Source organism: Enterobacter cloacae complex sp. HYC042_NIDB (assembly GCF_056673315.1).
In genome coordinates, this window is the sequence record NZ_CP109650.1 from 3,823,883 (window position 1) to 3,849,335 (window position 25,453).

Here is a 25,453-nt window from a genome sequence, read left to right on the forward strand (position 1 = left end):
ATTAGGGACAAGACATGGGAATAAAGATGCCTTACTGGTGGCTCTCGTGCTGCCTGATATCTGCACCCGCCATCGCGGCAAACCCGGCGGCAACCATCAATACCGGACAGCTCCGCGAAACGCAGGAACTCCCCTCACTGAATGGCCGCGTCGCCCCGGTGGCAGGCAAAGCCGCTCCCGGTTCACTACAGCTTGGCGAGGCCGTTAATCGCGCCGTCACCTGGCACCCGGCGATCGCTGAAGCCGTGGGCAAACTCTACGAACAGAACGAAGAAGTCGACGTCGCCAAATCGAAATACTATCCGCAAATCAACGCTGGCATGGACAACGGGTATTCCCACGACGGCGACCAGAACGGCTTTACGCCGTCGCTGGTGCTCTCTCTTTCACAGTTGCTCTACGACTTCGGCAAAGTGGCAAGCCAGGTGCGGGCCGAAAACGCCGGGGTCGCCCAGCAGCAGGCCAACGTGCTGGTCAGTATCGACACCATCGCCCACGATACCGCTATCGCCATGGTGCAGGTGCAAACCTGGCAGCAGATGGTCGACACCGCCAAAGAGCAGCTTGACGCCCTCTCATCAATAGGCACCCTGACCCGCCAGCGTAACGACGAAGGGGCCACCTCGCTCTCTGACGTGGTGCAGACCGACGCGCGCATTGAAGGGGCGCGCGCCCAGCTGATGCAGTATCAGGCCAGCCTCGACAGCGCCCGCGCCACGCTGATGAGCTTTCTCGGCTGGAACAGCCTGAACGATATCAGCAATGACTTTCCGCAGAAGCTGGCCCGCAGCTGCGATATCGCCGAGCCGGACGATCGTCTGGTGCCTGCGGTCCTCGCCGCCTGGGCACAGGCGAACGTCGCTCAGGCTAACCTTGACTACGCCGACGCGCAGATGACGCCAACCGTCTCGCTGGAGCCGGAAGTCCGTCACTATCTGAACGATCGCTACGCGGGTAACGAAACGCGGGACCGCACCCAATATTCCGCCTGGGTGAAAGTCCAGATGCCGCTCTATCAGGGCGGCGGGCTCACCGCCCGACGCAACGCCGCCGGTCACGCGGTGGAAGCGGCGCAGTCGACCATTCAGCGCACGCGCCTCGATGTCCGCCAGAAGCTGCTGGAGGCCCGCAGCCAGGTCATGAGCCTGCAAAGCACGCTGCAAATTCAGGGTCGCCAGGAGGCGCTCAGCGCCCGCACCCGCGAGCTTTACCAGCAGCAGTATCTCGATCTCGGCTCGCGCCCGCTGCTGGACGTGCTCAACGCCGAGCAGGAGGTCTATCAGGCGCGCTTTACCCAGCAGCAGACCCTCGGTCAGCTGCATCAGCTGCAGCTCAACTGCCTGTATAACACCGGGCAATTGCGTCATGCGTTCGATCTTGATAACCGCACCATCCAGACCGTGGAGATCCAGCCATGAAGCAACGCGACATCCCGCAGGGGGAAACGATGACGGATGAGGCGCTGGAGCAGTGGGCTCAGGCGTTTGGCTTTGTCGCCACGCGCTACCGCGTTGCCTGTTCGCCAGGCTCGCTCGTCGCGGGCGCGCCGTGGCTGAAAGGCAAACCGATGGTGCCCGCACTGACTCAGCTTGCCCGTGAAGCCGGGCTGACGTTCCAGCTGCTGACGGCCGATCAGCAGTCGATCAACAGCTGGCGTCTGCCGGTAGTGGTGGCGCTGAACGACGGAAAAATCGGCGTGATCGAGAATTTCGACGGAGACGATACGCTCGAGGTCAGCTTTTTCGACGACAAGACATACACCAACCGCCTGTCGATGAGCGCAATGTTGCCCGCCATCCGCCACGTTATCGCCCTGCGTCCGCTGGCCGCGCTGAAAGACAGCCGCGTGGACGCCTACATCTCAAAGTACCGTCCGGACTGGCTCTACCGGCTGGTGATGCGCGACCTGCGTCCCTACAGCTGGGTGATGCTGGCGGCGCTGTTTATCAACGTGCTCTCCCTCTCCGGCATTGTCTTTTCCATGCAGGTGTATGACCGGGTGATCCCCGCCCAGTCCTACCCGACGCTCTACGTGCTGACCATCGGAGTGCTGATCGCCACCCTGTTTGGCTTTGTGCTGCGCGTTGCGCGCGGGCACATTATGGATCTGCTGGGCAAACGCTCGGATCTGCGCGTCTCGGATCGCGTGTTCGGCCACGCGTTACGGCTGCGCCATAGCGCCATTCCGCGCTCCACCGGCAGCTTTATCTCCCAGCTGCGCGAGCTGGAGCAGATCCGCGAGATGGTCACCTCCTCCACCATCTCGACGATTGTCGATCTGCCCTTCTTCTTCCTGTTTGTGGTGGTGCTGGCGATCATCGCCCCGCAGCTGGCGTGGATCGCCCCGGTGGCGGCAGTGATCATGGTGCTGCCGGGCCTGCTGCTGCAAAAGAAGCTGGCCGAGCTGGCGAAGCAGTCGGCGCATGAATCCACCCTGCGCAACGCGGTGCTGGTGGAGAGCGTGCAGGGGCTGGAGGACATCAAGCTGATGCAGGCGGAGAACCGCTTTTTGCAGCAGTGGAACAGCTATATCCAGATCACCGCGGAATCCGGCCTGCGCACCCGCGAGCTGACCCAGAACCTGATCAGTTGGGGGATGACCGTTCAGAGCCTGGTTTACGCCGCCGTGATCGTGGTTGGCGCGCCGATGGTGATTGACGGCACGCTGACCACCGGCTCGGTGGTAGCCGCCTCAATGCTGGCCTCGCGGATGATCGCCCCGATGGCGACGCTGTGCGGCGTACTCGCCCGCTGGCAGCAGGTTAAGGCCGCCAAAGAGGGGCTGGACAGCATTATGCAGCTTCCTACTGAAAATCAGCGTGAAGAGACGCCGATCCGCCAGGACGTGCTGCGCGGACACTATCTTTTCGAGCAGGCGCAGTTCCGCTATCAGCCGGAAGATCCGCGCATGGCGCTGCGCATTAACCGTCTGGAGATCAGGCCGGGCGAGAAAGTGGCGATCCTCGGGCGTAACGGCGCGGGCAAATCCACTCTCCTGCAGGCGATGGCGGGCGGCATGGATCTGGCGGCCGGCGAGTTGCGGCTCGACAACCTCAGCCTGCCGCATCTGGACGTGGCCGACGTGCGGCGAAACGTTGGCTTTATGACCCAGAACGCGCGGCTGTTTTACGGCACCCTGCGCGAGAACATCACCCTCGGCATGCCCCGCGCCACCGACGAGGAGATCTTCGAGGTGCTGGAGATGTGCGGCGCGGCCAGTTTTGTGCAGAAGCTGCCAAAGGGGCTGGACTACCCGATCATGGAGAACGGCGTGGGATTGTCCGGCGGTCAGCGGCAGTCGATTCTGCTGGCGCGGATGCTGCTGCGCGATCCGAATATCGTGCTGATGGACGAACCGACCGCTTCCCTTGACGAACACACCGAGCGGGAATTTATCCAGCGCCTGGGGGCGTGGCTCGGCAACCGGACGCTGGTTGTCGCCACCCACCGCGTGCCGGTGCTGGAGCTGGTGGAGCGCGTGGTCGTGCTGAAAGATGGGATGCTGGTCATGGACGCGCCAAAAGCGCAAGCGCTGAACAACAGCCGCATGCAGCAACAGCAGCAGGCAGCAACCGGACGGGAGTGGAAAAATGAAAATCAGTCAGCGTGACGTAGCCGCGATGGACGATCTGGATAATGCGCTCGACTCCGAAAGCGGCTATACCGGCGCGCGGCGGATTGTGATCTTTTCGCTGCTGATGTTTGTGGCGCTGGGCGTCTGGGCGTGGTTTGGGATGCTGGATGAAGTCTCAACGGGAACCGGAAAAGTGATCCCCAGCTCGCGCGAGCAGGTGCTGCAGTCGCTGGACGGGGGGATCCTCACCGAGCTGAACGTTCACGAGGGCGATCAAGTGCAGGCCGGACAGGTGCTGGCGCGGCTGGATCCTACCCGCTCGGAATCTAACGTCGGCGAAAGCGCGGCGCGCTACCGCGCGTCGCTGGCCTCCAGCGCCCGTCTGTACGCCGAGGTGAACGATCTGCCGCTGAAGTTCCCGCCTTCGCTGGAGAAATGGACCGAACTGACCGCCGCCGAAACGCGGCTCTACAATTCGCGCCGCGCGCAGCTGGAGGACACGCAGCGTGAACTGCGTTCAGCGTTAGATCTCGCAAACAAAGAGCTGGCAATCACCCAGCGGCTGGTAAAAACCGGCGCCGCCAGCCACGTGGAAGTGCTCCGCCTGCAGCGGCAGAAAAGCGACCTGGAGCTGAAGCTCACCGACGTGCGTTCCCAGTATTACGTTCAGGCGCGCGAGGCGCTATCCAAGGCCAACGCCGAGGTGGATATGGTCTCGGCGATCCTCAAAGGCCGCGAGGATTCCGTCACCCGCCTGACGGTAAAATCCCCGGTGCGCGGGATCGTAAAAAACATCAAAGTCACCACCATCGGCGGCGTGATCCCGCCCAACGGCGAACTGATGGAGATTGTGCCGGTGGACGATCATCTGCTGATTGAAACCCGCCTCTCGCCGCGCGATATCGCCTTTATCCACCCGAACCAGGAGGCGCTGGTGAAGATCACCGCCTACGATTACGCCATCTACGGCGGGCTGCACGGGGTGGTGGAGACTATATCCCCGGACACTATCCAGGACGAGGCCAAGCCGGAAGTGTTCTACTACCGCGTGTTTATCCGCACCAGCCAGGATTACCTGGTGAATAAGGCGGGCAGGCATTTCTCGATCGTGCCGGGGATGATTGCCACAGTGGACATCAAGACCGGAGAGAAAACGGTACTGGATTATCTGATCAAGCCGTTTAACCGGGCGAAGGAGGCGCTGAGGGAGCGATAGTCTTCGCCGGGTGGCGGCTACGATCTTCCCCTTCACCCTCTCCCCAAAGGGGCGAGGGGATGATTCGCTGCCCGCATTAATTTGTGGGGATTCTTCAGCCCTGTGGGAGAGGGCATCATGCCGCACCCACACCACAATCCCCCTTTTCTGGAATCCGCCTCGAAGAAACCGCTTTTAATGACGCCTTACGCTTTCCTTCAGCCTGCATCAGGGTAACATAGCCGCCAATCGAAACGCACTTGCGCACTGTGCAAGAGTGCATTATTATCCACATAGCTTCATGGAGTGGAGCTCATAAGCGCTATGATTAATCATTTTCGTGATCAATGGCTTAAGGATTTTTTTCTGTACGGGAAATCAAGCAATGTGATCCCTTCAAGCCTTGAATCAGCCTTAGCGAGGAAGCTGGATATGATCAACGCTGCCACCTCGCACCGGGAGCTGAGATCCCCGCCAGGCAATATGTATGAATCGCTGAATCCCCCGCTTGCAGGGTACTCTGCGATTCGCGTTAACAGGCAATACAGGTTGGTATTCAGGTGGTCAGAGGGCAAAGCAGACGATCTCTACCTCTCTTCGCACAAGTACACGCCATACAAATGAGGCATTACCTATGACTCTTCAACAGGCTCTACGCAAACCCACCACGCCGGGCGATGTGTTGCAGTATGAATATCTTGAGCCGCTCAATCTGAAAATTAGCGATCTCGCGGAAATGCTTAACGTGCACCGTAACACCATCAGTGCTCTCGTTAATAATAATCGTAAACTGACGGCCGATATGGCAATCAGACTGGCCAAGGCATTCGATACCACCATTGAATTCTGGTTGAACCTGCAGCTAAACGTCGACGTCTGGGAAGCGCAAACCAATTCCCGGACTCAGGAGGAGCTGAGCCGTATAAAAACGATTGCAGAAATCATGGCAAAAAGGAAATCAGGCCAGCCGGATGTGGCCTGAATCAAACCGGCTCTACAGCGCCACCTTTAATCCCCCACTGCCCCGGCGTTTTACCGGTCCACATTCTGAAAACCTCAATAAATGCGCTGACGCTGCTGTAGCCGCAGGACAGCGCAATCCATCCCACCGGCTTCCCCGCCGCCAGCCACTCCATTGCCTGCATGACGCGCGCCAGCTGCCGCCAGTTGACGAAGTTCATTCCCGTCTGGGCGCTAAATCGACGGTTAAACGTACGCACGCTCATCCCGGCATGGCTGGCATGGCTCTTGACCGTTTGATTATCATCGACACACTGCAGCAAGTGGCTGACCACGTTCTTCAGACGCGGATCCGTCGGTACGGGCAGATAAAAGCGCACCTGAGGCGTCAGGGCAAGCTCATCCAGCAGCAGGGTGAGCTTTCGCGGATCGTACTCGTTTTCTGCAACGCTTAAGCGGGAAAACAGTGCATGAGTGAGATCGTCGGGCTCAAACAGCGCGGGGGCATCGGGAAGCATTGCACAGCACGCAGGGTCAAGATAGATAGCGCAGCCTTCTATCGCGCTTTCAGAAAAGGCGGCGTGCTGCTGGCCCGGCGGGATCCAGCCAATATGGTTTGCCGGTACAACCGAACGCCCCTGTTGGGTCTCAATCACCAGCAGCCCCGTTGCAATACGCCAGAGCTGTCCTGTGGGATGGCTGTGCCACGCGGTGCGGTAACCGCCGGGATGGCGGAGCGTCTCTGTACCGATCATCTTATCCTGGCCGAAAATCGTTATTCATCGACGTATTACAGAAACTGCGACGTCGACTGTCAAGGATAATGGTGGCTCAACTACACAAGGAGCCAACATGAGCATCATCACAACCCTGATAGCCCAGCCTGACAATATCCTACAGCGCGAAAAAATGGCGTGCCTGTTAAGCCGCTTGTTCAAAGGCGAATTAGATCCCGCAGAGGTGTTCACGCCCGATTACCAGCAGTACACGGATGGTCACGCGCTTGATTTTCGGGGTTTTGTGCAGCACCTGAACCACGTCCGCTCGCAGATCCGCGCGATCGCATTCAGGGTAGAAGAGCTGGCCTGTCACGAGAATCTTTTAGCAGACCGGCACTGGGCTACGGTGACGTATCCAGATGGTCGCCAGGCGGAATTAGAGGTGTATATGTTTGCCGCACTGCGCGAGGGGAAAATCTGTCGTATCCATGAAGTGACGCAGACGATCGGCGGCGATGCTTCAGACCGCGCGCTCGCCCACGCCACGCAATAAGCTCACCCTGCGCGCACAACGGCAACTGCCGTTATGCGCGCTCTGTTACAGGGAGATCTTCAGGCGTCGAACCGCTTCTTTAAGCTGCTCATCCGTTGGGGTGACGAATGACATGCGCAGCGTTGTCTGGTCAGGTTCGTTGCAGTAGAAGAACTCGCCCGGTACAAACACCACGCCGTTGCTTAAGGTTTTTTCCAGCCATTTCGTCGTATTCATGCCGTTGTTCATTTTTGCCCACAGGAACATCCCGCCCTTCGGCTTGTGGAACGACATCACATCGCCCAGCTCGGCTTCCAGTTCCGTTGCAAACGTCTGGTATTTCTGGCGATAGGCCTCGCGGATCATTTTAATCTGGTTCGCCAGACGCCCGGTTTTCAGGTACTCGTAGGTCATCAGCTGGGACAGCGTGCTGGTGTGCAGATCGGTGGTTTGCTTGAGGTTCACCACCGCGCGCTTCAGCCATTCCGGCACCAGCACCCAGCCCACGCGGGTGCCCGGCGCGAGGATTTTGGAGAAGGTAGAGGTGTACACCACGTTATCCTCATTGCCGATATCTTTCGCATGGGCAATCAGCGGGCGGAACACGTCGTCGGTGTAGTTAATTTCGCTGTATGGATCGTCTTCGATAATCACGAAATCATAGCGCTTTGATAATTCCACCAGCTGTTTACGGCGCGCTTCGGAAAGCGTTACGCCGCCAGGGTTACCAAAGGTTGGAACGATATAAACCGCCTTGATGGTTTTCTTCGCCACCAGCGCTTCAAGTTCATCGACCTTCATGCCGTCGCCGTCGGTGCCGACGGATTCAAAATTCGCCTGTGCCAGGCCAAAGACCTGCAGCGCGGCGAGATAGGTAGGACGTTCAACGACAACCGTATCGCCCGGATTAATTAACGCACGCGCCAGCACGTCCAGAGATTGTTGAGAGCCGGAAGTAATGACCACGTCATCGGCCTTACAGGCGATGCCGCGCCCCTCGCAGATGCGTTTAATTTCTTCGCGCAGCCCCGGTACGCCTTCCGTCAGGCCATACTGGAACGCCTCGCCAAAATTCTGTGACAACACGGCATCGGCGGCAATTTTAAGCCCTTCGCGATCGAACAGGTCCGGATTGGGAATACCGCCGCCCAGCGAAATCACGCCCGCCATTTTGCTATGTTTTAATAATTCACGGATGGCAGATGATTGCAGGCCCTGCGCGCTGCTGGCGAGTTTGTTTGCAGACATTCTTTGATTACCTTCTTTTTTTATATTGTGCCCAATCTTAGCAGAATATGAGCAATAAATTCCGTTAGCTTAGGGAGGGGACGCAAATCCTGACGCCACAGTAAATGCACCGGCCTCGGCGCGGGCGTGAACGGCTCCAGCACACGCACCAGCCTGCCGCTTGCCAGCTCTTCCGCCACCAGCACTTCCGGTTGCAGCAGCAGCCCTGCCCCAGCTCGCGCCGCCATCCGTAAGCCGTAGCCGTCGTTGCATCTTAAGATCGCATCCCGCTTCCAGCGCACCTCCCCTTCCGCACCCGGCAGCCGCCACTCGTTGCGCGCGGTCCATACCGTGTGCGACAGGCACAGATGATCCACCAGATCGGCGGGCGTCTGCGGCGTGCCGTGTCGCGCCAGATAATCCGGCGCGGCGCAAATCACCATGTTGTAGGGACACAGATATTTCGCCACCAGATCGTCATTGCGGATATCGCCAATGCGAATGGCCAGATCGACCCCCTCTTCCACCAGATCGACCATCCGGTTGGTGAGATCCAGTTCGATACGCACTTCCGGGTAGCGCTGCAAAAATGTGGCCGTCAGAGGGGCGATCGCGCAGCCGCCAAACGACGTGGGGGCGGTGACGCGCAGGGTGCCGGCGGGCGTCGCGCGCAGCCGTTCAACCGCGCTTTCGGCAATCGAGACCTGCTCCAGCACGCGCCTGGCCTCTTCGAAATAAACGCGTCCGGCGTCGGTCAGGCTCTGGCGACGGGTATTGCGCTCCAGCAGCCGTGTGCCGAGCTGAGATTCGAGCAGCGCAATATATTTCCCGACCATCACCGCCGACATCTCCAGCCGCGCCGCCGCGCCGGTGAAGCTGCCGCTCTCTACCACCGCGATAAACGTCTCCATGCCGCGAAGCTTATCCATATTCCAAACTCCTGGTTAGTAATCATCTAACTTTAGCCCAGTTTATCTGAATTTTTATTTATTAAAGAATGAGGGCTCACAACATGAGGAGTCGGATATGAAAATCGTCATTATTGGTGCCAGCGGTACGGTCGGTCGTGCCGTAACCGAAGAGTTAAGCCGTCGTCACGAGGTCATCCGCGTGGGTCGCACTCGGGGCGACTACCAGGTGGATATCACCTCGCAGGCGAGCGTGCAGGCGCTGTTTGAGAAAATCGGCCCGGTGGATGCGATTGTCTCCGCCAGCGGTGGTCTCTACTTTGGCCCGCTCGCGACCATGAAGGACAGTGACTTCAACCAGGGCCTGCAGGACAAGCTGCTCGGGCAGGTGCGTCTGGCGCTGACCGGCCAGCATTATCTGAACGAAGGCGGCTCGATTACGCTGATAAGCGGGATTGTGGCGCACGAGCCGATTGCGCAGGGCGTAAATGCCACCACGGTCAATGCGGCGCTGGAAGGGTTTGTCCGCGCCGCAGCTTGCGAACTGCCGCGCGGGATCCGCATTAACCTGATTAGCCCAACGGTACTGACGGAATCCGCCGAAGCATATGACGGGTTCTTCCCTGGCTTTGAAAGCGTTCCCGCCGCGACCGTGGCCCAGGCCTACCGCCGCAGCGTGGAAGGGGTGCAGAGCGGGCGGGTGTATAAGGTAGGTTACTGAGCCTTACGGGCGGACATCAGCACCAGCATCGGGCGCTCCGCCTCTTCGGACAATGCAGGCCAGGCGTCAATCTGCGCCTGCGTTGGTCCCCACTCATTGACTTCACTTATCGTTAACCCGGCCTTTATCAGCGCGTTAAGCGTGGTGCCCAGCGTGCGGTGGTATTTAATCACTCCATCCGCCAGCCAGTTGCTGACGCGCTGGCTTTCGTCCTGATAATGGTTCACGCCCCAGAACCGCTCGCCGCTGTCGTCGGTCAGCCAGCCCTGACGGGTGGCGCAGGTGTAAATCGGGTGCTCCATCGAGAAGACCAGGCTGCCACCCGGTTTTAGCGCACGCTGAACGTTGGCGAATAGCGTGCCCAGCTCCGGCAGGTAGTGAAGCGCCAGCGAGCTGTAGACCAGATCGAGACTGTTTTCGCGAAGCTGAAGAGATTCCAGATCGCTACGCTGATAGTGAATCTGTACGTCATCCGTCAGTTCAGCCGCGCGGGCAAGCATTTTTTCTGAGATATCGACGCCCGTAACGTCGCTAGCGCCCAGCTCGCGCGCCGCGCGGCAGAACCAGCCGTAACCGCAGCCGAGATCGATAACCGCTTTGCCGGTTAAATCAGGCAGCATTGCCTTGAGCGCAGGCCACTCAGGCGCACCGTCCAGCCCCTGCACCGAACGCGGAAGCTGAGCGTAGCCTTCAAAAAACGCCGGGTTGTCGTAGATGTTTTGTGCCATGACGGACTCCTTTATCGCAACAGAGGCGAGGGTAAAGCACCCCTCGCCCGTTGGCAACGTATCTGTCTGATAAATCACAGCCTGCGCCGGATTTTCTCCACCATGGCTGTGGTTGAGATCCCGTAGCGGTCATGGAGGGTGGGCAACGCGCCCGCATCAAGGAACACGTCCGGCAGCGCGACGGTATCGAAATCCACGTTCACGCGGTTGCGCATCAACAGCGACGCGACGGCTTCGCACAACCCGCCTACGCTGCTGTGGTTTTCCGCCACGATGACCAGCCGTCCCGGCTTCGCGGCCTGCGCCAGGATCGTCTCTTCGTCCAGCGGCTTAATGGTGGGCGAGTGCAGCACCGCCACGCTGACGTTATCCTTACGCAGCTGCTTCGCCGCCTCCAGCGCACGCATGGTCATCAGGCCTGAGGCGACGATCAGGACATCGCTCCCCTCTTCCAGCAGCGCAGCTTTGCCAATCTTAAACTGGTAGTTGTACTGGTCCAGCACCACCGGCACCTTGCCGCGCAGCAGGCGCATATAGACAGGGCCATCGTTCGCTGCCATCGCCGGCACCGCCTGTTCCGTGTCGATTGCGTCACAGGGATCGATAATCGTCATGCCCGGAATACCGCGCATAATCGCAATATCTTCCGTCGCCTGGTGGCTCGGCCCGTAACCGGTGGTTAGCCCCGGCAGCGCCGCGCAGATCTTCACGTTCAGGTGCTCTTCAGCAATCACCTGATGGATAAAGTCGTAGGCGCGGCGGGTAGCGAAGACGGCATAGGTTGTGGCGAAAGGAATAAAGCCCTCTTTCGCCATGCCGCCCGCGGCCCCCATTAGCAGCTGTTCGGCCATGCCCATCTGGAAGAAGCGTTCCGGGTAGGCCTGGGCAAAAATGTGTAGATCGGTGTACTTCGACAGATCCGCCGTCATGCCGACGATCTCCGGTCGCTGTTCCGCCAGCTTCACCAGCGCGTGACCGAACGGTGCGGCGCGCGTCTCCTGACCCTCTTCCGCGATAGAGGCAATCATCGCCGACGTGGTTAAACGCGGTTTTTTCTCCGTGGTCTGGCTCATTACAGCACTCCTTCAGGTTTGTTGGCATCCAGCACGGCGAGTGCCTTTTGCCACTCGTCAGCATCCACGCGAATAAAATGGTTCTTGTCACGCTTTTCGAGGAACGGCACGCCCTTGCCCATCAGCGTGTCGCACAAAATGACGCGCGGCTGGTTTTCCGGGTAGCGTTTGGCATTATCAAACGCCGTCACCAGCGCAGGAACATCGTTGCCGTTCACGCGCTGCACGTACCAGCCGAAGGAGGTCCATTTATCCTCCAGCGGCTCAAAGCCGAGGATCGCGTGCGAGTTGCCATCCGCCTGCTGGCGGTTAATGTCCACCAGCACGATCAGGTTCGACAGGCCGTGATGTGCCGCCGACATCGCCGCTTCCCAGGTTGACCCTTCGTCCAGCTCGCCGTCCGACATGGAGTTTACGACCCATGCCGCGCTCTGCTTGTGCTTCAGCCCCAGCGCCATGCCAACGCCAATGCTTAAGCCCTGCCCCAGCGAACCGCCGGAGATCTCCATACCTGGCGTGTAGGTTGCCATACCGGACATCGGCAGGCGGCTGTCGTCCGCACCGTAGGTCTCCAGCTCCTCTTCAGGAACGATCCCGGCTTCAATCAGGGCCGCATAACAGGCAATGGCGTAATGGCCGTGGGAGAGCAGAAAACGGTCACGCCCTTCCCACTCCGGCTCGCCCGGCTTAAGGTTCATTCCGTGGGTAAACGCGGTGGCCAGCACATCGGCATAGCCCAGCGCCTGCCCGATGTAGCCCTGCCCCTGCACTTCGCCCATGCGCAGCGCGTAGCGGCGAATGCGCCAGGCCGCGGCGGCAACCTGTTGAACTGTGGTATCCGTCATCGTCGTATCTCCTTAATGGATCAGCATCCCGCCGTTCACGTCGAGCGTGATACCGGTGGAGTAAGAAGAGAGGTCGCTGCCGAGGAACAGCGCGGCGCGGGCAATATCCTGCGCGTCTCCGAGGCGGTTAAGCGGAATGCCCGCCAGAATGGACGTTTTCATCTCATCGCTCAGCTTGCCTGCGGTGATGTCTGTCTGGATAAGACCCGGCGTGATGCAGTTTACCCGCACATTGTCGGGCCCCAGCTCACGCGCCATGGCTTTTGCCAGTCCCAGCACACCCGCTTTTGCAGCGCTGTAGTGTGGGCCGCCGAAGATGCCGCCGCCGCGCTGGGCCGATACCGATGAAATGCAGACGATGCTGCCCGACTTTTGCGCGCGCATAGTGGGAATAACCGCCTGGGACATTAGCAGCGTGCCGCGCAGGCTGACGTCAAGCACCGCATCGTAATTTTCGCGTTTGATATCCATCAGCTTGATCGGCTGAGTAATACCGGCGTTATTCACCAGAATATCGATGCGCCCGTATTTCCCCAGCACCTGCTCAATGGCGGCATTAACCTGTAATTCATTGCTGACGTTCGCCGCAAGGCCCAGATGTTCGTCGCCCAGGCTCGCGGCGGCAGCCCGGCTGGCTTCAGCGTTTAAATCGATAATCACCACTTTCGCACCCTGTTCGGCATATAATTTCGCCGTAGCGAAACCCAAACCGCGTACGGAAGCCGCGCCGGTAATAACGGCGACTTTATTTTTCAGTAGCATATATTTACTCCATTCGGACAAGAGAGATTTAATGATTTATTTCGGCTCTTCCAGTAGCATAATCATAATTAAGCCAATGGCTGCGCAAATACCGAAATAAATAAACACGGAATTAAAACTACCTGTTTTATCCAGCAGATAACCTGCCAGCATCGGGGAAACAAATCCGCCGAGATTACCGCCGCTATTGATGATGGACGCGGCAATGGGATAGGTTTTACTGTCCGCAACAGCCATGCCATAAGCTGTAAAAGCGGGCCAGCCAATATTCAGACAGAGACCGACAAAAAATAGTCCGACGCAAACCGCCACGGTGCTTTGCGGAATATTCAGCATAATGACCATCATTAAAACGGTGCTGATGGCGGTAAACATCATGGTCGGTTTACGTCGGCGGCCGAGCAGTTTGTCTGAGACGTAGCCGCCAAAAATCGCACCGATAAATCCACCGATGCACGGCATGCTGGCGACCAGCCCCATGCTCATAAACGTAAAGCCTTTCTCTTTCACCAGATAGAGCGGGATCCACGTCAACAGTCCGTACAGCACGCTGACCATCATAAAATAGGCCAGGCAGTCGCCGAGAATATTTTTCGAGGTAAACAGCCCTTTCACCGTGCTTACCGGGGCTAACTCCCGAACGCGGATCAGCCGATCGAGGCGTGCAAAGCCCGGTGAAATCACGATGTTTTCACGTCTGGCGTCCGGCGTCTCCTGACCGGCGGTAATGGTCTCCAGCTCCGCTTTAGAGACGAATGCGCTCTCGGACGGCTTCGTGCGTACCAGCAGATACCACAGGACGGCAATGACCAATCCTGGGATCGCAAAGGAGAAGAAGACCCAGCGCCAGCCCCAGGTCATGGCGATCCACACGGCCAGCGGCGGCACGAGGATGGGCGCGAACATGGTGGCGGCGATGTAGACGCCCGTGGCCGTGGCCTTCTCCTTTGGCGGAAACCAGTTATTGATGGTGGAGGCCAGCCCTACCGGGCACGGCCCCTCTGTTAACCCCAGCCCCAGGCGGATACACTTCAGGCCCAGAACCGAGGTTGCGGTGCCCATCAGCCAGGTAAAGGCAGAAAAGCCGAATATCGACAGTGCCACCATGCCGCGAATTCCCTTTTTGGCAATAAAAAAGCCCGCAGGAATTTGGCTCAGGGCATATCCCAAAAAAAACATGCTGGCGATGGCACCGGCTTCGAAATTATTGATATGAAATTCGTCAATGATAAACGGCAGTACCGCACCAATATTTGTTCGGTCAGCATAGTTAATGGCATAAACAATAAAAATTAATGCCAGCACAACGAAACGGTAATTGGTTTTTTTAGTCTTTATGTAGGGGACAGCTTGTTCTATACGAGACATAACTTACCTCATTATTCGAACACCGTGAGTCATTTTATTATTGCGTTCAACGTCAATATATCGGTTCACCCATGAAACGCCATTCAATAAAGCTCATTTATTGCTGAGATAAATTTGATTCGCGATACAGCTCAAAAAAATAACATCGGGATAAAATTGCCCGCTCGCAGTCTCAATGTTATGTTTTTTATCAATTATCGTGTAAGGAGTAGGCCATGTCCGCGCAGGATCGCCAGACGTTATCGCTGCCCTCGCTCAGAAATTTGCAGGCGTTTATCGCCGTTGCTAACGCCCTGAGCATCCATCAGGCGGCGGAACAGCTCAACGTCACGCCTTCGGCGGTAAGCCACCAGATTGCGTCGCTGGAATCGTGGCTGGGCAAGAAATTATTTATCCGCAGCGGCAAAGGGGTTCAACTCACCCCGACGGGAGAAAAATATCTGCGGGAGGTCTCGGCGGCGATGAGCGCCATTGGGCGCGCCACCGATCAGATCGTGAAAGAAAAAGACAATGCTGTGCTTCGCGTGCACTCTTCCCCCACCTTCGGACTGTCATGGCTGTTGCGCCGTCTGGGCAGATTCCGCGCCGAATATCCTGATATCACCATCAATCTCACCTGCTCCTATGAGAACCTGCAGTTCGCCAGAGATAATATCGACATTGATATCCGTCATGGTATTCCGGACTGGGATGCTTACCGGGTGATGACCATTAAAAACGACACGCTGGTAGTATTGGCCTCGCCGGGCTATGCAGAAGAGCATCCCATCAGCACGCCCGCCGATCTGCTGCAACAGTCGCTTATCTCCTCCACCAGCACTCTGGTGAACTGGGAAAAATGGTTCGCCTGGCACAATATCGACAGGCCCTGGCTCAATTTCAGCCTCAGCTTCGACCGTTCCTATATGAGCTTTGAAGCGGCGCGCATGGGGCTGGGGTTTATTCTGGAGAGCAAAATGATGGCTACCGATCACCTGAAGGATGGCTCGCTGGTACAGGTGCTGCCGGATGAGATGGGAATCGCCATTAACGCGCATCATCTGGTGATGCCGCACATGAACGAACGCGCGTGGAAGATCCAGCAGTTCGTCGAGTGGATTGATCGGGAGTTGCGATTGTCGGGGTATCACCTGTAGCGATACCCCATCGTGGCGTCAGGCGACCGTCCCCCAGACGAGATTCCCCTTGTGGAACGTCGCGGTGCGCGGAGAAATGCGCGCCACCGCCTCGGCGGAACAGGAGGCGTCCACCAGCACAAAGCTGGCGTCGTCCTGCGCTTTCGGCCATACGCGTTCACCTTTATCGTTCAGCGGCAGCACGTCGCCGGTGGCGATGCCGAGCGCGCGGGAGAGCGTCTGCTCGTTCGGGCGAATATAGAGCTGGGCGTACAGATTGGCTTTCTCCAGCATGTCCCCCAGACCGTACGGCGACCAGTGGTCGATCACGCTGTCGGTGCCGGTCATAACAAACACGCCCTTCTCCCGCAGCTGCTTCAGCGGCATGTGCAGGGTGCCAATCGGCACGGTGGAGGCGATGGTCACCTGCTGCGCCGCCATGCGGGTGGCAATCTCATCCACCTGCTGCTCGTTGAGCGTCGCCAGCGCGAAGGCGTGGCTGATGGTCAGCTTCCCCTTCAGCTCCGGCGTTTTCTCCACGGTTTCCACCATGTAGTTCACCGCTGCCACGCCCGCCGGGCTGGTTTCATGGAGGTGAATATCCACCCCTTTGTCGTAGTCCAGCGCAATCTGGAACATGGTATCGAGCGATTTTTCCATCGCGCCGTCAACGCTGGTTGGGTCCAGCCCGCCCACGTAGTGCGCCCCGGCCTGCATCGCCTCGCGCATCAGCTTTTCAGCGTTGGAGAGCAGCAGGCCGTGCTGCGGGAAGGCAACGATTTCGCAGTCAAAACCTGCGCTGCGGCGCGCCAGCACCGCCTGCAAATTTTCCAGGTTTTTCAGGCCGGAAACCGGCTCAATATTGCAGTGGCTGCGGGCGATGGTGGACCCTTTGGACTGGATCAGGTCGATCAGCTTTTCGGCGCGTTCTTGCGTGTAGGGCTGTAACTCCGGCAGCAGCGTCTGCTCCAGGCGGATCATGTCCTGAATGGTGGTGCCCGCCGGACGGTTCAGGGAGCGCCACGGGCCGCCGTAGAAGGTTTTATCCAGGTGAATGTGCATGTCGCGCATCGCCGGAAGCATCAGCTTTTTACCCGCGTCGTAGTGCGGCAGGGTCGCGTCGGCGTGGCTGCCGTTGTCGCGCAGGGCGACAATTTTCCCGTCTTTGATCTCCAGCGTTTTCAGCTCGGTGCGGGTGCTCGTCGCCACGCTGCCATCGAAATTAAACCCGGTTTCAAGCAGCACGTTGTCCAGATAGTAATGTTTTGCGGTGATGTTCATCGGTTTCCCCGTCTCGCAGGTTGCCTTTGCAGTGTCGGCAGCATACGCCACGGAGCCGGTTGCGCCAAACAACGCGCAGGCGGTGACCATTTTGCCGCTCTGGCTGATAAACTCGCGGCGGCTTTTGTTTTCACTCATCTTATCTTCCTTCATTAACAATGTGGGTACCCGTTTCACCGCGCAGCGCCGCGGGCAGGCAGTCCGGCGAGGTGATGATCACCCGCCTGCCGCCGTGGCGTAAAAATGCCAGCGAGGCGACGATTTTGGGCAGCATGCTGCCCGCCGGAAAGTGTCCTTCGTCCATGTAGCGCGTCATCTGCGCCACGCTGACGGTGTCCAGCGCCTGCTGGTCTGGCTTGCCGAAGTTAACGCAGACTTTCTCCACGCCGGTGGTTATCACCAGCACGTCGGCGCAAATCTCACGGGCCAGCAGCGCGGTGGAGAGATCTTTATCGATAACCGCATCCACGCTCTGATAATCCCCCTGCTCGCTGCGCACCACGGGAATGCCTCCGCCGCCCGCGCCGATGACCACAAAACCTTTCTGCGTTAGCGCCTTAATCGCATCCGCCTCGACGATGCGCAGCGGCTGGGGCGAGGCCACCACGCGGCGATAGCCCCGGCCTGAATCCTCGACAAAATGCCAGTCCGGGTGCGCGAGCTGTAGCTCGTCGCGCTGCGCCTCGCTGAAGAACGCGCCGATCGGTTTTGTCGGGTGCGTAAAGCCGGGATCGTTTTTATCCACCTCCACCTGGGTGACGACCGTGACCGCCTTTTGCTCGCCACGCGCCGCCAGGCGGTTGTTAAGCGCCTGCTGGATCAGGTAGCCGATGCCGCCCTGGGTATCCGCCACGCAGTTTGCCAGCGGGGTCAGTGGCAGCCCTTCCCGCTCGTGGGCGATCTCAGCGCGGCGCAGATCCAGCCCCACCTGCGGGCCGTTGCCGTGGGTGAGGACGATGTCATAGTCGGAGGCCAGCATTTCGAGCACCGACTCGGCCACCGCTTTGACCGCCTGCGCCTGATGTTCAACCGACTGGCTGGCGTTGTCTTTGATAATGCTGTTGCCGCCGATGGCGACGACCATAAGCTCTTTCATACGTTTTCCTTCGCAACAGTAACTTCAGCGCTCGCAACTTCGCGGCTGTCGAGGAAATGCTTCACCACAAACATGCCGCCCATCATCAGGTAGGCCGTGACGAACATCAGGGAACTGCCCTCGGCAAATCCCACCACTGGCGCGTGGATCACGCCAAACAGCGCCAGCAGGGCGCCTCCTGCGGCGGCGACGGCCCCGCGCAGCGGTTTGTTAATGATGGCGAAGATAGCGATACAGCCCCAGAGCATGCTGGCGAGCGGCGCACCGTTGCCGAGGTGCATCAGCCCCTCGTAGTAGATCCCTTTGCTGTGCAGCACGTCGGTGCCAATTTTCGCCGCGCTGGTTCCCGCCGCGCTCATCACGCTGTTCATCATGGTCAGCGCCCAGTTAGCGATCCACGGGAACAGGCAGATAAAGATGACGGGCACCTCTACTTTCGGCGTTTCCCGCACCACCTGGTTGGCGGTGACGACGCCGATAAACACCAGAATCGGCACGATAGCGGTCATCGGTATGATGGCGAGCATAAACGCCCCCAGCCCGAACAGCGGCACGATGAACATGGTCACGCCGGACGCCAGCGTGTAGCCGATGCTCGCCCCCATCGCCTTCCAGCCGGGATGGCCCACGTAGACCGTGACCGGGAACGGGTTGCCCATCAGGCAGCCGAGCATGGAAGCCAGGCCGTTCGCCAGCATCACCTTGCGGGTCGGGTACTCATCCCCCGCTGCGTGGGCGCTTTCGATGTTCTCCAGGTCAAAGATGTAGTTCGCCAGCCCCAGCGGTACGGCGGACGCCAGATAAGGCAGCGCGTGCGGCAGGCCCTGCATAAAGCTGTCCACGTGCACTTCCGGCGGGTTAAAGCCGAAGGATGACATGGACGCCTTGATGGCATCCGGGCTTTGCAGTCCGGAAATCCACGCCAGCGCTGTTCCGGCAATCAGCAGCAGCAGGCCGGTCGGGATTTTGGCGAAAATTGGCTTTTTACCGAACCAGTTAATGAAGATCAGCAGCAGAACGATGAACGACACGGTGGGCGCTTCGAACGCCTGCAACATCGGGTTCATCGCCAGCAGCAGCAGGCCAAGACCGGACAGGCACGACAGCAGCACGGTACGCGGGATCATCTTGCGGATGGTCTCACCCAGGAACGAGCCGCCCGCGAGGATCATCGCTTCCACGAAGCACCACACCAGGCCAATCTGAATCGCGAAATCCGCATCGCCGGTTTGCTGGTAGACGGGCATCAGGACCAGGAAGGTCACGGTAAAAATCGAGGGTGCGCTCGGGCCGGACGGCAGCGCGGTGACGTCCGTACGTCCGGTGGCGCGCGCCATTTGCAGACCAAACCATGTGTAGCATAAACTCGCTACCAGCACCGCCAGCCCGAAGGCCGGCGCGATGCGTCCATAAACAATCTCCTTCGGGATGCCGACGACAAAAATGAGCAACCCCATCATGGTCAGCAAATTAGTCAGGTTGTTGGTCATCAACCCGAAATAGGCCGCCCAGTCACCTCTTTTCCACTCCAGTTTCATGTTTTTCATGGATGCATACCTTATAGAACGTAGCGATCGCGGAAGGTCAACAGCGCCTTTTCAAAACAGCTAAACGGCGGGTGAACGATGCCCGCCCCAATCATGCCGATGCCCGCGTCTTTGTGGGCAATGGCGGTGTTGATCACCGGCAGAATGCCGCTGCCCGCCACTCTGGTGATGTCGATGGCGGTTGGAATGCCCATAAACGACAGCAGCGGAATGGTGACGTTCGGGTTCTCGCCGAGGGTGATTTCGCGCATCTGGCGCGAGAAGTCGATGGCTTCCTCCACCGTGCCGCCCACCAGCGCAACGATGGCCGGTGCCGTCGCCATCGCAAAGCCGCCGATGCCGTAGGTTTCGGTGATGGCGCTGTCGCCAATATCCAGTCCGGAGTCTTCCGGCTTGTAGCCTGCGAACATCGGGCCAATCACCTGCTGCGCCGGACCGGTAAACCACTGCCCCGGCAGGCCGGAAACGCGCAGGCCGAACTCGTAGCCGTTGCGCGCCATGGTGGTAACCACGGTGCTATATTCAATGCCGTGAGCGGCATCCAGCGCGGCTTTACACATCGCCATCCACGTCGGGCCGGAGAAGTAGTCGCTGCTGGCGACAAACTCAAACACCTCGCGCTGCTGCTCCACCGGATAGCCCGCCTGAATCAGCCCCGGCGTCAGCGCCTGGATCAGCAGCGTGGTGCCGGCGTTGTTGCGGTTGTGGCACTCGTCGCCCATGTGCAGCGCCTGGGCCAGCATCAGGCGCAGGTCGATTTCGCCGATGATATTCATCGCGTCGCGCAGCATCGGGCCGAGCACGTCGCGCATCCAGTTCAGACGGTCGATCACGCTCTGGTCGTTAGCCCCCATGCGCAGGATCTTCGCCATCTGCTCGCTGAGGTTGGTGAACGCCCGGTTACCATAGGTTTTGTTTTCAACAATGTGCATAAACATCGACGCGGAGGTGACGCCCGCCATGGAGCCCACGCAGTCGTGCTCGTGGCACGGCGAGAAGGTGATCTCCCCGGAAGCCGCCAGCCTTGCGGCATCCTCCAGATCCGTTGCCAGCCCTTCAAATACCAGCGCACCGGTAACCGCGCCCTTCATCGCGCCGCACATGTTTTCCCATGCGACGGGCGGACCGGCGTGCAGAATGGTGGTGCGGGTCATGCCCGGCACTACGTTAATTGCCTGGTCATAGCCCACCAGCACCGGGTGAGACTGGATAATGCGCTCAAGGGCGATTTTGTTCGCGGCGGCGATCTTCTCCGCCAGCGGTTTCTCTGCCAGCTGGTCGAGCGCTTCTACCACCTGCATGTTGCCCTGCCCCGGCGGCGTCCAGTCGAGCTGGGTCACGGGAACGTGCTGCTTTTTGAGGTCGTTGCTGAACATCGCAATGCCGACGTTAATGACGTTAAGCGGCTGGTTGAATAAAGTGGTCATTATGCGTTCTCCCCTTTGCAAACAAATTCGCGTGCCAGTAATCCGGTGTTGGTGCTGCTGCTGGCCCAGATGACGCCTGCGTCGGTCAGCCGCTGGCACTGCTGCGCCAGCGACTGCGGATCCTGGTCGGTGCCGAGCACGTAGCCGAGGATCTCCAGCGGACGGTTATCGGCTCTCGCGATCGCCTGCGCCTCTTTGATCGCGTCGATCATCACCCCCACCGGATCCTCGTGCGCGCCGAAGCCGAGCACGAAGTCCATCACGATGACGCCCACCTGCGGATCGCGCGCCTCCTGTAGCAGGCGGCTGATGCGGTTGGTCGGGTCGATCATTGGGTGCGGTTTGCCGTTGGTGAAGTCGTCGTCACCGAAGTCCAGGAAGGTGTGGGCCTGGCTGACGCTGATGTCCTTCAGGCGCTTAGCCGGATCGGGCTGGATATTGCTCCAGACATCGTCGAACTTCTCCAGCGCGGCAAACATCGCTTCGTCGCACAGGGTGCCGCCGCAGAACAGGCCGCGAATGTACTTCTGCTGCGGGGTCAGGCGGGCGCGCACCTCTTCAATCAAAGGCCAGTTGAGCGGATGCAGATCCAGGGACTCTTTTTTAATGCCGGTAAGCAGCACCGCCTTCAGCGCCGCCTCTTTGGTGCCACGCGCAAACTGCAGGCCGTCTTCATCGGCGGGCGGTTCGCTGCGGCCGAGGAAGCAAACAACCACCGGCTTGCGGCAGGCTCTGGCGCGGGCCAGCACCTTTTCTGCCACCGCTGGCGCAGGCGGCTTGGAGATGAGCGCAATCACCCGGGTGCCCTCATCCGCCTCAAGCATGTCGATGGCGTCGAGCATCATCAGGCCGCCGATTTTCTCGCTGAGATCGCGCCCTCCGGTGCCAATCAGCTGCGACACGCCGCCGCCGAACTCGTGAATGCGTACGCTCAGCTCCTGGCTGCCGGTGCCGGAAGCGCCAACAATCCCAATCGGCCCGCGACGCACCGCGTTGGCGAAGCACAGCCCCGCACCGTTGATGATGGCGGTTCCGCAGTCAGGCCCCATCATCAGCAGCCCTTTCTCATGCGCCAGCTGCTTCAGCGCCAGCTCGTCGTCGAGCGACACGTTATCGGAAAAGAGCATGACGTTAAGATCGTTTTCCAGCGCCTGACGCGCTTCGCGGGCGGCAAAGGTGCCGTTGACGGAAATGACCGCCAGGTTGCTGTCCGGGCGATGCGTTTTGGCGCTGGCAATTGTCGCGTAGCGTGCTTCATGGGTGCCGCTGCTCGCTTTATGGGTAAATAAAGCTTCTATTTCCGCCAGCGTTTCATCGTTCGCCGCGTCGCCTTTAATCACGATCATCAGGTCGCCATTTTTGGCTTCCGCTAATTCCGGCGTGAGCAGCCCGAGATTTTTCAGAACGCCTTTATTCATTTCCGTCGCCATTGCCACAAACGCCTGTTCGACGCCCGGCAGTTTATTGGCTTTGGTGGAAACCGACATTAAGGAAACCGAATCGAAATACGTGTTCTTTTTTATGACGATTTTGGTTGGCATTGTTTTCTCCTGAATACGGATAAAAGGGGGCCGCCGTCGCGCAGAATGCACGTCGGTAAAAATACTGTTTGAATTAACGGCCAGCCGGACGTGGCTGGCCGAATGCGTTATGCGCCCGCCGCCAGCAGCAGGTCGGCTATTACATCGAAGCCTTTTTCCCGCGCCAGTTCGAGCGGGGTTTTGCCGTATTTATCGGTCATGTGCGGGTTCGCGCCGTGGTCCAGCAGCAGCTTCACAATTTCCTGCTGCTTTGCGCCGCCGTCATTCAGCACGATGGCTTCCAGCAGCGGCGTCCAGCCGACAAAGTTAGTGTGGTTGACGTTAATATCGGTTTTTTCCAGCAGCTCGCGCACGATTTCAACGTGGCCTTTTTCACTGGCAGGGGTAATGCCCACGCCGCCGAAGCGCGTCAGACGGTCGAGATCCGGATTCGCCGGAAGAACGATGCGCAGCAGGGTTAAATCATTAGTCAGGCAGCTTATCAGGAAGGGGTTAAAACAGGTCTGGTCCTGTTTATCAATATCCGCGCCGGCGGCAATTAAAAATTCCACGCAGGCATAATGCTTTTTCAGGCTGGCAATAATAATGGCGGTTCTTTTCTGGCGGTTGGTGGCGTTAATATCCACGCCGTTATCCAGGCAGGCTTTTAGCGCGTCGATGTTGCCCTCTTCTGCCGCCAGCAGAAATTCCGTAACGAGTGCGTTTGCAGACATATTCAGTCTCCCAATGTTTCACTTCTGATGACCTGAGAATAGCAACAGCCTGGTCACAAAAGAATCCGCTTAAAAATGATTCATCGACACGCAATTCATTGTTGAGTTAAATTCAACAGTCAGGCTAAAACGTGCGTCTGTGCAACCTTTTTCTTATGGTTTACCGTTTTTTAGCGCCTCAGGCAGCATTATCCTTATGGTTGTAAAAGCCTTGCAGGACGCGGCTCCGCGTAAATAGTCAGAACTGTGACAGACTTCAAATATGATGTAACGGCGCTGTTAAAATATGTTCAAAACTGATGGCTGAGGATGCTGTGATATGAATTCCATCTTTACCGAAGAGAACCTGCTGGCCTTCACCACCGCGGCACGCTTCGCCAGCTTCAGCAAAGCCGCCGCCGAGCTGGGTGTGACGACCTCCGCCATTAGCTACACCATTAAGCGCATGGAGACCGGGCTGGACGTGGTGCTGTTTGTGCGCAACACGCGCAGCATCGAGCTGACGGAGTCCGGGTTTTATTTTTACCGTAAGGCCACCGAGCTGCTGAACGACTTCCACGCCATCAAGCGCGGGATTGATACCATTTCGCAGGGCATCGAGGCGCGAGTGCGCATCTGCATTAATCAGCTCTTGTATACGCCGCGCCATACCGCGCGTTTGCTGCAGGTGCTGAAAAAGCAGTTTCCCACCTGCCAGATCACGGTGACGACCGAGGTGTATAACGGCGTATGGGATTCGATCATCAACAATCAGGCCAACATCGCGATTGGCGCGCCGGATACGCTGCTGGACGGCGGCGGGATTGATTACACCGAAATTGGCGCCATTCGCTGGGTGTTTGCCATCGCGCCGGAACATCCCCTCGCCTTAGTTCCCGAACCGATAGCGGAGAGCCAGTTGCGCCTGTACCCCAACATCATGGTGGAAGATACCGCGCATACCATCAACAAGAAGGTCGGCTGGCTGCTGCACGGTCAGGAGGCGATTCTGGTGCCGGATTTCAACACCAAGTGCCAGTGCCAGATTCTGGGGGAAGGGATTGGCTTTTTGCCGGAATACATCGCAAGAGAAGCGATGGAAGACGGTCTGCTCATCACGCGGCGTATTAACAATCCGCGGCAGGACTCGCGCATGCTGCTCGCCACGCAGCATGCGGCGACCGGCCAGGTGACGCGCTGGATCAAACAGCAGTTTGGCCCGGAAGGCGTATTAACCGGTATATACAGTGATTTACTGTGGCGTGCTTAGTTTTTCGTCTGCACCCAAAACGCGTGGATAAGGCCCGGGAAGTAACCCAGGATGGTCAGAAGGATGTTCAGAATAAACGCCCAGCCCAGTCCCTTGCCAAGCAGCACGCCCAGCGGCGGGAGAATAATCGTAAAAACAACGCGCCAAAAACCCATAATCACTCCGTGCAAGCTAACCAATTGAAAATTAAAAAGAGACATTTCTCTAAGCATAGCCAGTTTACGGGTTACTGCCATTCGTCTCTCGCGCTTTTACCTGCCTTTACCCTCTTTACACTGGCTTAAGCCCTTCCTTAAATGTTCTACTACTCATAAATTGACCGTAAGGAAACACCATGTCTCTTTCTCTTATTTCGCCACAGCAGGCGAACGCGCTTATTAAAGAAGGCGCAAAACTGATTGATATTCGCGATCCCGATGAGTATGCCCGCGAGCATATTCCGGCAGCACGCTCCATACCGCTGGATTCTTTACCCGGCGGGCTCAACGCTGCCCCTGGTGAAACGGTGATTTTCCACTGTCAGTCCGGGACACGGACATCAAACAATGCTGCGCGACTTGCGCAGGCAGCATTGCCGGCTCAGGCCTTCGTGGTTGAGGGGGGCATTCAGGGCTGGAAGCAGGCAGGGCTGCTGACCGTTGAAGATAAATCCCAGCCGCTCCCGCTGATGCGGCAGGTACAAATTGCCGCCGGGCTGCTGATCCTCTGCGGCGTGGTGCTGGGTTATAGCGTCTCCAGCGGCTTTTTCCTGCTGAGCGGTTTCGTCGGTGCCGGGCTGCTGTTCGCCGGTGTGACAGGTTTTTGCGGTATGGCACGGTTGCTGAAAGTGATGCCGTGGAACCGTCATACCTCATAAGCAGTAATCAATGAAT

The 25,453-nt window shown here is 58.5% G+C and carries 25 protein-coding genes; 10 read left to right on the top strand and 15 right to left on the bottom strand.

Features of this window, described 5'->3' with window-relative positions:
- The first annotated feature begins 14 nt into the window (after positions 1 to 14).
- From OKF39_RS18245 to OKF39_RS18265, 5 genes are all read left to right on the top strand, one after another.
- Complete coding sequence (locus OKF39_RS18245) at positions 15 to 1,418, top strand: TolC family outer membrane protein (RefSeq protein ID WP_479983224.1); 1,404 nt, start codon at positions 15 to 17, stop codon at positions 1,416 to 1,418.
- Entirely contained in the window at positions 1,415 to 3,610 is a 2,196-nt protein-coding gene (locus tag OKF39_RS18250; protein WP_193066103.1) for a type I secretion system permease/ATPase, read from the top strand. Before OKF39_RS18245 ends, OKF39_RS18250 begins: the two co-directional genes overlap by 4 nt.
- A gap of 10 nt (positions 3,611 to 3,620) precedes the next feature.
- The gene (locus OKF39_RS18255) at positions 3,621 to 4,790 is read left to right on the top strand and encodes a beta-barrel domain-containing protein (RefSeq protein WP_088204896.1); all 1,170 of its coding nucleotides are present in this window, start codon (positions 3,621 to 3,623) and stop codon (positions 4,788 to 4,790) included.
- A 303-nt stretch (positions 4,791 to 5,093) separates the two neighbouring features.
- On the top strand, positions 5,094 to 5,393 hold the full coding sequence (locus OKF39_RS18260) for a type II toxin-antitoxin system RelE/ParE family toxin (RefSeq protein WP_479983225.1): 300 nt from the start codon (positions 5,094 to 5,096) through the stop codon (positions 5,391 to 5,393).
- Positions 5,394 to 5,403: 10 nt separating this feature from the next.
- Positions 5,404 to 5,751: a HigA family addiction module antitoxin gene (locus OKF39_RS18265; RefSeq protein WP_047367527.1), complete on the top strand. Its 348-nt coding sequence runs from the start codon at positions 5,404 to 5,406 to the stop codon at positions 5,749 to 5,751.
- Between the two features lies 1 nt (position 5,752).
- On the opposite strand, the gene OKF39_RS18270 is transcribed toward OKF39_RS18265, so the two are convergent.
- On the bottom strand, positions 5,753 to 6,484 hold the full coding sequence (locus tag OKF39_RS18270; protein WP_047367526.1) for an AraC family transcriptional regulator: 732 nt from the start codon (positions 6,482 to 6,484) through the stop codon (positions 5,753 to 5,755).
- Between the two features lie 97 nt (positions 6,485 to 6,581).
- On the opposite strand from OKF39_RS18270, the gene OKF39_RS18275 reads away from it, so the two are divergent.
- Complete coding sequence (locus tag OKF39_RS18275) at positions 6,582 to 7,001, top strand: nuclear transport factor 2 family protein (protein WP_302231865.1); 420 nt, start codon at positions 6,582 to 6,584, stop codon at positions 6,999 to 7,001.
- A 45-nt stretch (positions 7,002 to 7,046) separates the two neighbouring features.
- Here the strand turns inward: OKF39_RS18275 and OKF39_RS18280 are convergent, their stop codons facing one another.
- Both OKF39_RS18280 and OKF39_RS18285 read right to left on the bottom strand, forming a co-directional pair.
- The gene (locus OKF39_RS18280; RefSeq protein WP_028014153.1) at positions 7,047 to 8,228 is read right to left on the bottom strand and encodes an aminotransferase-like domain-containing protein; all 1,182 of its coding nucleotides are present in this window, start codon (positions 8,226 to 8,228) and stop codon (positions 7,047 to 7,049) included.
- A gap of 20 nt (positions 8,229 to 8,248) precedes the next feature.
- Positions 8,249 to 9,136: a LysR family transcriptional regulator gene (locus OKF39_RS18285; RefSeq protein WP_063437854.1), complete on the bottom strand. Its 888-nt coding sequence runs from the start codon at positions 9,134 to 9,136 to the stop codon at positions 8,249 to 8,251.
- A 97-nt stretch (positions 9,137 to 9,233) separates the two neighbouring features.
- On the opposite strand from OKF39_RS18285, the gene OKF39_RS18290 reads away from it, so the two are divergent.
- Positions 9,234 to 9,836 carry a short chain dehydrogenase gene (locus OKF39_RS18290; RefSeq protein ID WP_028014155.1) on the top strand — a complete coding sequence of 201 codons (603 nt, stop codon included), beginning with the start codon at positions 9,234 to 9,236 and terminating at the stop codon, positions 9,834 to 9,836.
- Here the strand turns inward: OKF39_RS18290 and OKF39_RS18295 are convergent.
- The 5 genes from OKF39_RS18295 to OKF39_RS18315 all read right to left on the bottom strand — a co-directional run bounded on the left by OKF39_RS18295 (position 9,830) and on the right by OKF39_RS18315 (position 14,612).
- Positions 9,830 to 10,564, bottom strand: a complete 735-nt coding sequence (locus tag OKF39_RS18295; protein WP_248038310.1) for a class I SAM-dependent methyltransferase — start codon at positions 10,562 to 10,564, stop codon at positions 9,830 to 9,832. The genes OKF39_RS18290 and OKF39_RS18295 overlap by 7 nt on opposite strands.
- 74 nt (positions 10,565 to 10,638) lie before the next feature.
- Entirely contained in the window at positions 10,639 to 11,637 is a 999-nt protein-coding gene (locus OKF39_RS18300) for a transketolase family protein (protein WP_248038302.1), read from the bottom strand.
- Entirely contained in the window at positions 11,637 to 12,482 is an 846-nt protein-coding gene (locus tag OKF39_RS18305; protein WP_048957980.1) for a transketolase, read from the bottom strand. The genes OKF39_RS18300 and OKF39_RS18305 overlap by 1 nt, the downstream gene beginning before the upstream one ends.
- A 12-nt stretch (positions 12,483 to 12,494) precedes the next feature.
- The gene (locus OKF39_RS18310; protein WP_003862216.1) at positions 12,495 to 13,244 is read right to left on the bottom strand and encodes an SDR family NAD(P)-dependent oxidoreductase; all 750 of its coding nucleotides are present in this window, start codon (positions 13,242 to 13,244) and stop codon (positions 12,495 to 12,497) included.
- 36 nt (positions 13,245 to 13,280) lie between these two features.
- The gene (locus OKF39_RS18315) at positions 13,281 to 14,612 is read right to left on the bottom strand and encodes an MFS transporter (protein WP_041908551.1); all 1,332 of its coding nucleotides are present in this window, start codon (positions 14,610 to 14,612) and stop codon (positions 13,281 to 13,283) included.
- A 215-nt stretch (positions 14,613 to 14,827) separates the two neighbouring features.
- Here OKF39_RS18315 and OKF39_RS18320 point away from each other — a divergent pair, with 215 nt between their 5' ends.
- The gene (locus OKF39_RS18320) at positions 14,828 to 15,748 is read left to right on the top strand and encodes a LysR substrate-binding domain-containing protein (RefSeq protein WP_028014161.1); all 921 of its coding nucleotides are present in this window, start codon (positions 14,828 to 14,830) and stop codon (positions 15,746 to 15,748) included.
- A gap of 18 nt (positions 15,749 to 15,766) precedes the next feature.
- Here the strand turns inward: OKF39_RS18320 and OKF39_RS18325 are convergent, their stop codons facing one another.
- The 6 genes from OKF39_RS18325 to OKF39_RS18350 all read right to left on the bottom strand — a co-directional run bounded on the left by OKF39_RS18325 (position 15,767) and on the right by OKF39_RS18350 (position 23,332).
- Complete coding sequence (locus OKF39_RS18325; protein ID WP_479983226.1) at positions 15,767 to 17,146, bottom strand: amidohydrolase family protein; 1,380 nt, start codon at positions 17,144 to 17,146, stop codon at positions 15,767 to 15,769.
- 1 nt (position 17,147) lies between these two features.
- Entirely contained in the window at positions 17,148 to 18,104 is a 957-nt protein-coding gene (locus tag OKF39_RS18330; protein ID WP_028014163.1) for a carbamate kinase family protein, read from the bottom strand.
- Entirely contained in the window at positions 18,101 to 19,651 is a 1,551-nt protein-coding gene (locus OKF39_RS18335) for a hypothetical protein (RefSeq protein WP_045260886.1), read from the bottom strand. Before OKF39_RS18335 ends, OKF39_RS18330 begins: the two co-directional genes overlap by 4 nt.
- An 11-nt stretch (positions 19,652 to 19,662) precedes the next feature.
- Positions 19,663 to 21,078 (bottom strand): YlbE family protein, encoded by a 1,416-nt coding sequence (locus tag OKF39_RS18340; RefSeq protein ID WP_252009048.1) that lies wholly within the window; start codon positions 21,076 to 21,078, stop codon positions 19,663 to 19,665.
- Positions 21,078 to 22,619 carry an acyl-CoA synthetase FdrA gene (gene fdrA, locus OKF39_RS18345; protein ID WP_479983227.1) on the bottom strand — a complete coding sequence of 514 codons (1,542 nt, stop codon included), beginning with the start codon at positions 22,617 to 22,619 and terminating at the stop codon, positions 21,078 to 21,080. Before fdrA ends, OKF39_RS18340 begins: the two co-directional genes overlap by 1 nt.
- 107 nt (positions 22,620 to 22,726) lie before the next feature.
- Positions 22,727 to 23,332, bottom strand: coding sequence for an ankyrin repeat domain-containing protein (locus tag OKF39_RS18350; RefSeq protein WP_193532610.1), 606 nt, complete (start codon positions 23,330 to 23,332; stop codon positions 22,727 to 22,729).
- Between the two features lie 319 nt (positions 23,333 to 23,651).
- Here OKF39_RS18350 and OKF39_RS18355 point away from each other — a divergent pair, with 319 nt between their 5' ends.
- Entirely contained in the window at positions 23,652 to 24,581 is a 930-nt protein-coding gene (locus OKF39_RS18355) for a LysR substrate-binding domain-containing protein (RefSeq protein WP_479983228.1), read from the top strand.
- On the opposite strand, the gene OKF39_RS18360 is transcribed toward OKF39_RS18355, so the two are convergent.
- Positions 24,578 to 24,736, bottom strand: coding sequence for a YqaE/Pmp3 family membrane protein (locus OKF39_RS18360; RefSeq protein ID WP_032644909.1), 159 nt, complete (start codon positions 24,734 to 24,736; stop codon positions 24,578 to 24,580). The two genes, OKF39_RS18355 and OKF39_RS18360, sit on opposite strands and share 4 nt — an antisense overlap.
- Before the next feature lie 179 nt (positions 24,737 to 24,915).
- On the opposite strand from OKF39_RS18360, the gene OKF39_RS18365 reads away from it, so the two are divergent.
- Positions 24,916 to 25,437 carry a rhodanese family protein gene (locus tag OKF39_RS18365; RefSeq protein WP_028014169.1) on the top strand — a complete coding sequence of 174 codons (522 nt, stop codon included), beginning with the start codon at positions 24,916 to 24,918 and terminating at the stop codon, positions 25,435 to 25,437.
- The last annotated feature ends 16 nt before the right edge of the window (positions 25,438 to 25,453 follow it).

Coding starts and splice junctions, on each gene's coding strand:
- OKF39_RS18245 (WP_479983224.1), top strand. CDS start 15: ATGGGAATAAAGATGCCTTACTGGTGGCTCTCGTGCTGCCTGATATCT.
- OKF39_RS18250 (WP_193066103.1), top strand. CDS start 1,415: ATGAAGCAACGCGACATCCCGCAGGGGGAAACGATGACGGATGAGGCG.
- OKF39_RS18255 (WP_088204896.1), top strand. CDS start 3,621: ATGGACGATCTGGATAATGCGCTCGACTCCGAAAGCGGCTATACCGGC.
- OKF39_RS18260 (WP_479983225.1), top strand. CDS start 5,094: ATGATTAATCATTTTCGTGATCAATGGCTTAAGGATTTTTTTCTGTAC.
- OKF39_RS18265 (WP_047367527.1), top strand. CDS start 5,404: ATGACTCTTCAACAGGCTCTACGCAAACCCACCACGCCGGGCGATGTG.
- OKF39_RS18270 (WP_047367526.1), bottom strand. CDS start 6,484: ATGATCGGTACAGAGACGCTCCGCCATCCCGGCGGTTACCGCACCGCG.
- OKF39_RS18275 (WP_302231865.1), top strand. CDS start 6,582: ATGAGCATCATCACAACCCTGATAGCCCAGCCTGACAATATCCTACAG.
- OKF39_RS18280 (WP_028014153.1), bottom strand. CDS start 8,228: ATGTCTGCAAACAAACTCGCCAGCAGCGCGCAGGGCCTGCAATCATCT.
- OKF39_RS18285 (WP_063437854.1), bottom strand. CDS start 9,136: ATGGATAAGCTTCGCGGCATGGAGACGTTTATCGCGGTGGTAGAGAGC.
- OKF39_RS18290 (WP_028014155.1), top strand. CDS start 9,234: ATGAAAATCGTCATTATTGGTGCCAGCGGTACGGTCGGTCGTGCCGTA.
- OKF39_RS18295 (WP_248038310.1), bottom strand. CDS start 10,564: ATGGCACAAAACATCTACGACAACCCGGCGTTTTTTGAAGGCTACGCT.
- OKF39_RS18300 (WP_248038302.1), bottom strand. CDS start 11,637: ATGAGCCAGACCACGGAGAAAAAACCGCGTTTAACCACGTCGGCGATG.
- OKF39_RS18305 (WP_048957980.1), bottom strand. CDS start 12,482: ATGACGGATACCACAGTTCAACAGGTTGCCGCCGCGGCCTGGCGCATT.
- OKF39_RS18310 (WP_003862216.1), bottom strand. CDS start 13,244: ATGCTACTGAAAAATAAAGTCGCCGTTATTACCGGCGCGGCTTCCGTA.
- OKF39_RS18315 (WP_041908551.1), bottom strand. CDS start 14,612: ATGTCTCGTATAGAACAAGCTGTCCCCTACATAAAGACTAAAAAAACC.
- OKF39_RS18320 (WP_028014161.1), top strand. CDS start 14,828: ATGTCCGCGCAGGATCGCCAGACGTTATCGCTGCCCTCGCTCAGAAAT.
- OKF39_RS18325 (WP_479983226.1), bottom strand. CDS start 17,146: ATGAGTGAAAACAAAAGCCGCCGCGAGTTTATCAGCCAGAGCGGCAAA.
- OKF39_RS18330 (WP_028014163.1), bottom strand. CDS start 18,104: ATGAAAGAGCTTATGGTCGTCGCCATCGGCGGCAACAGCATTATCAAA.
- OKF39_RS18335 (WP_045260886.1), bottom strand. CDS start 19,651: ATGAAAAACATGAAACTGGAGTGGAAAAGAGGTGACTGGGCGGCCTAT.
- OKF39_RS18340 (WP_252009048.1), bottom strand. CDS start 21,078: ATGACCACTTTATTCAACCAGCCGCTTAACGTCATTAACGTCGGCATT.
- fdrA (WP_479983227.1), bottom strand. CDS start 22,619: ATGCCAACCAAAATCGTCATAAAAAAGAACACGTATTTCGATTCGGTT.
- OKF39_RS18350 (WP_193532610.1), bottom strand. CDS start 23,332: ATGTCTGCAAACGCACTCGTTACGGAATTTCTGCTGGCGGCAGAAGAG.
- OKF39_RS18355 (WP_479983228.1), top strand. CDS start 23,652: ATGAATTCCATCTTTACCGAAGAGAACCTGCTGGCCTTCACCACCGCG.
- OKF39_RS18360 (WP_032644909.1), bottom strand. CDS start 24,736: ATGGGTTTTTGGCGCGTTGTTTTTACGATTATTCTCCCGCCGCTGGGC.
- OKF39_RS18365 (WP_028014169.1), top strand. CDS start 24,916: ATGTCTCTTTCTCTTATTTCGCCACAGCAGGCGAACGCGCTTATTAAA.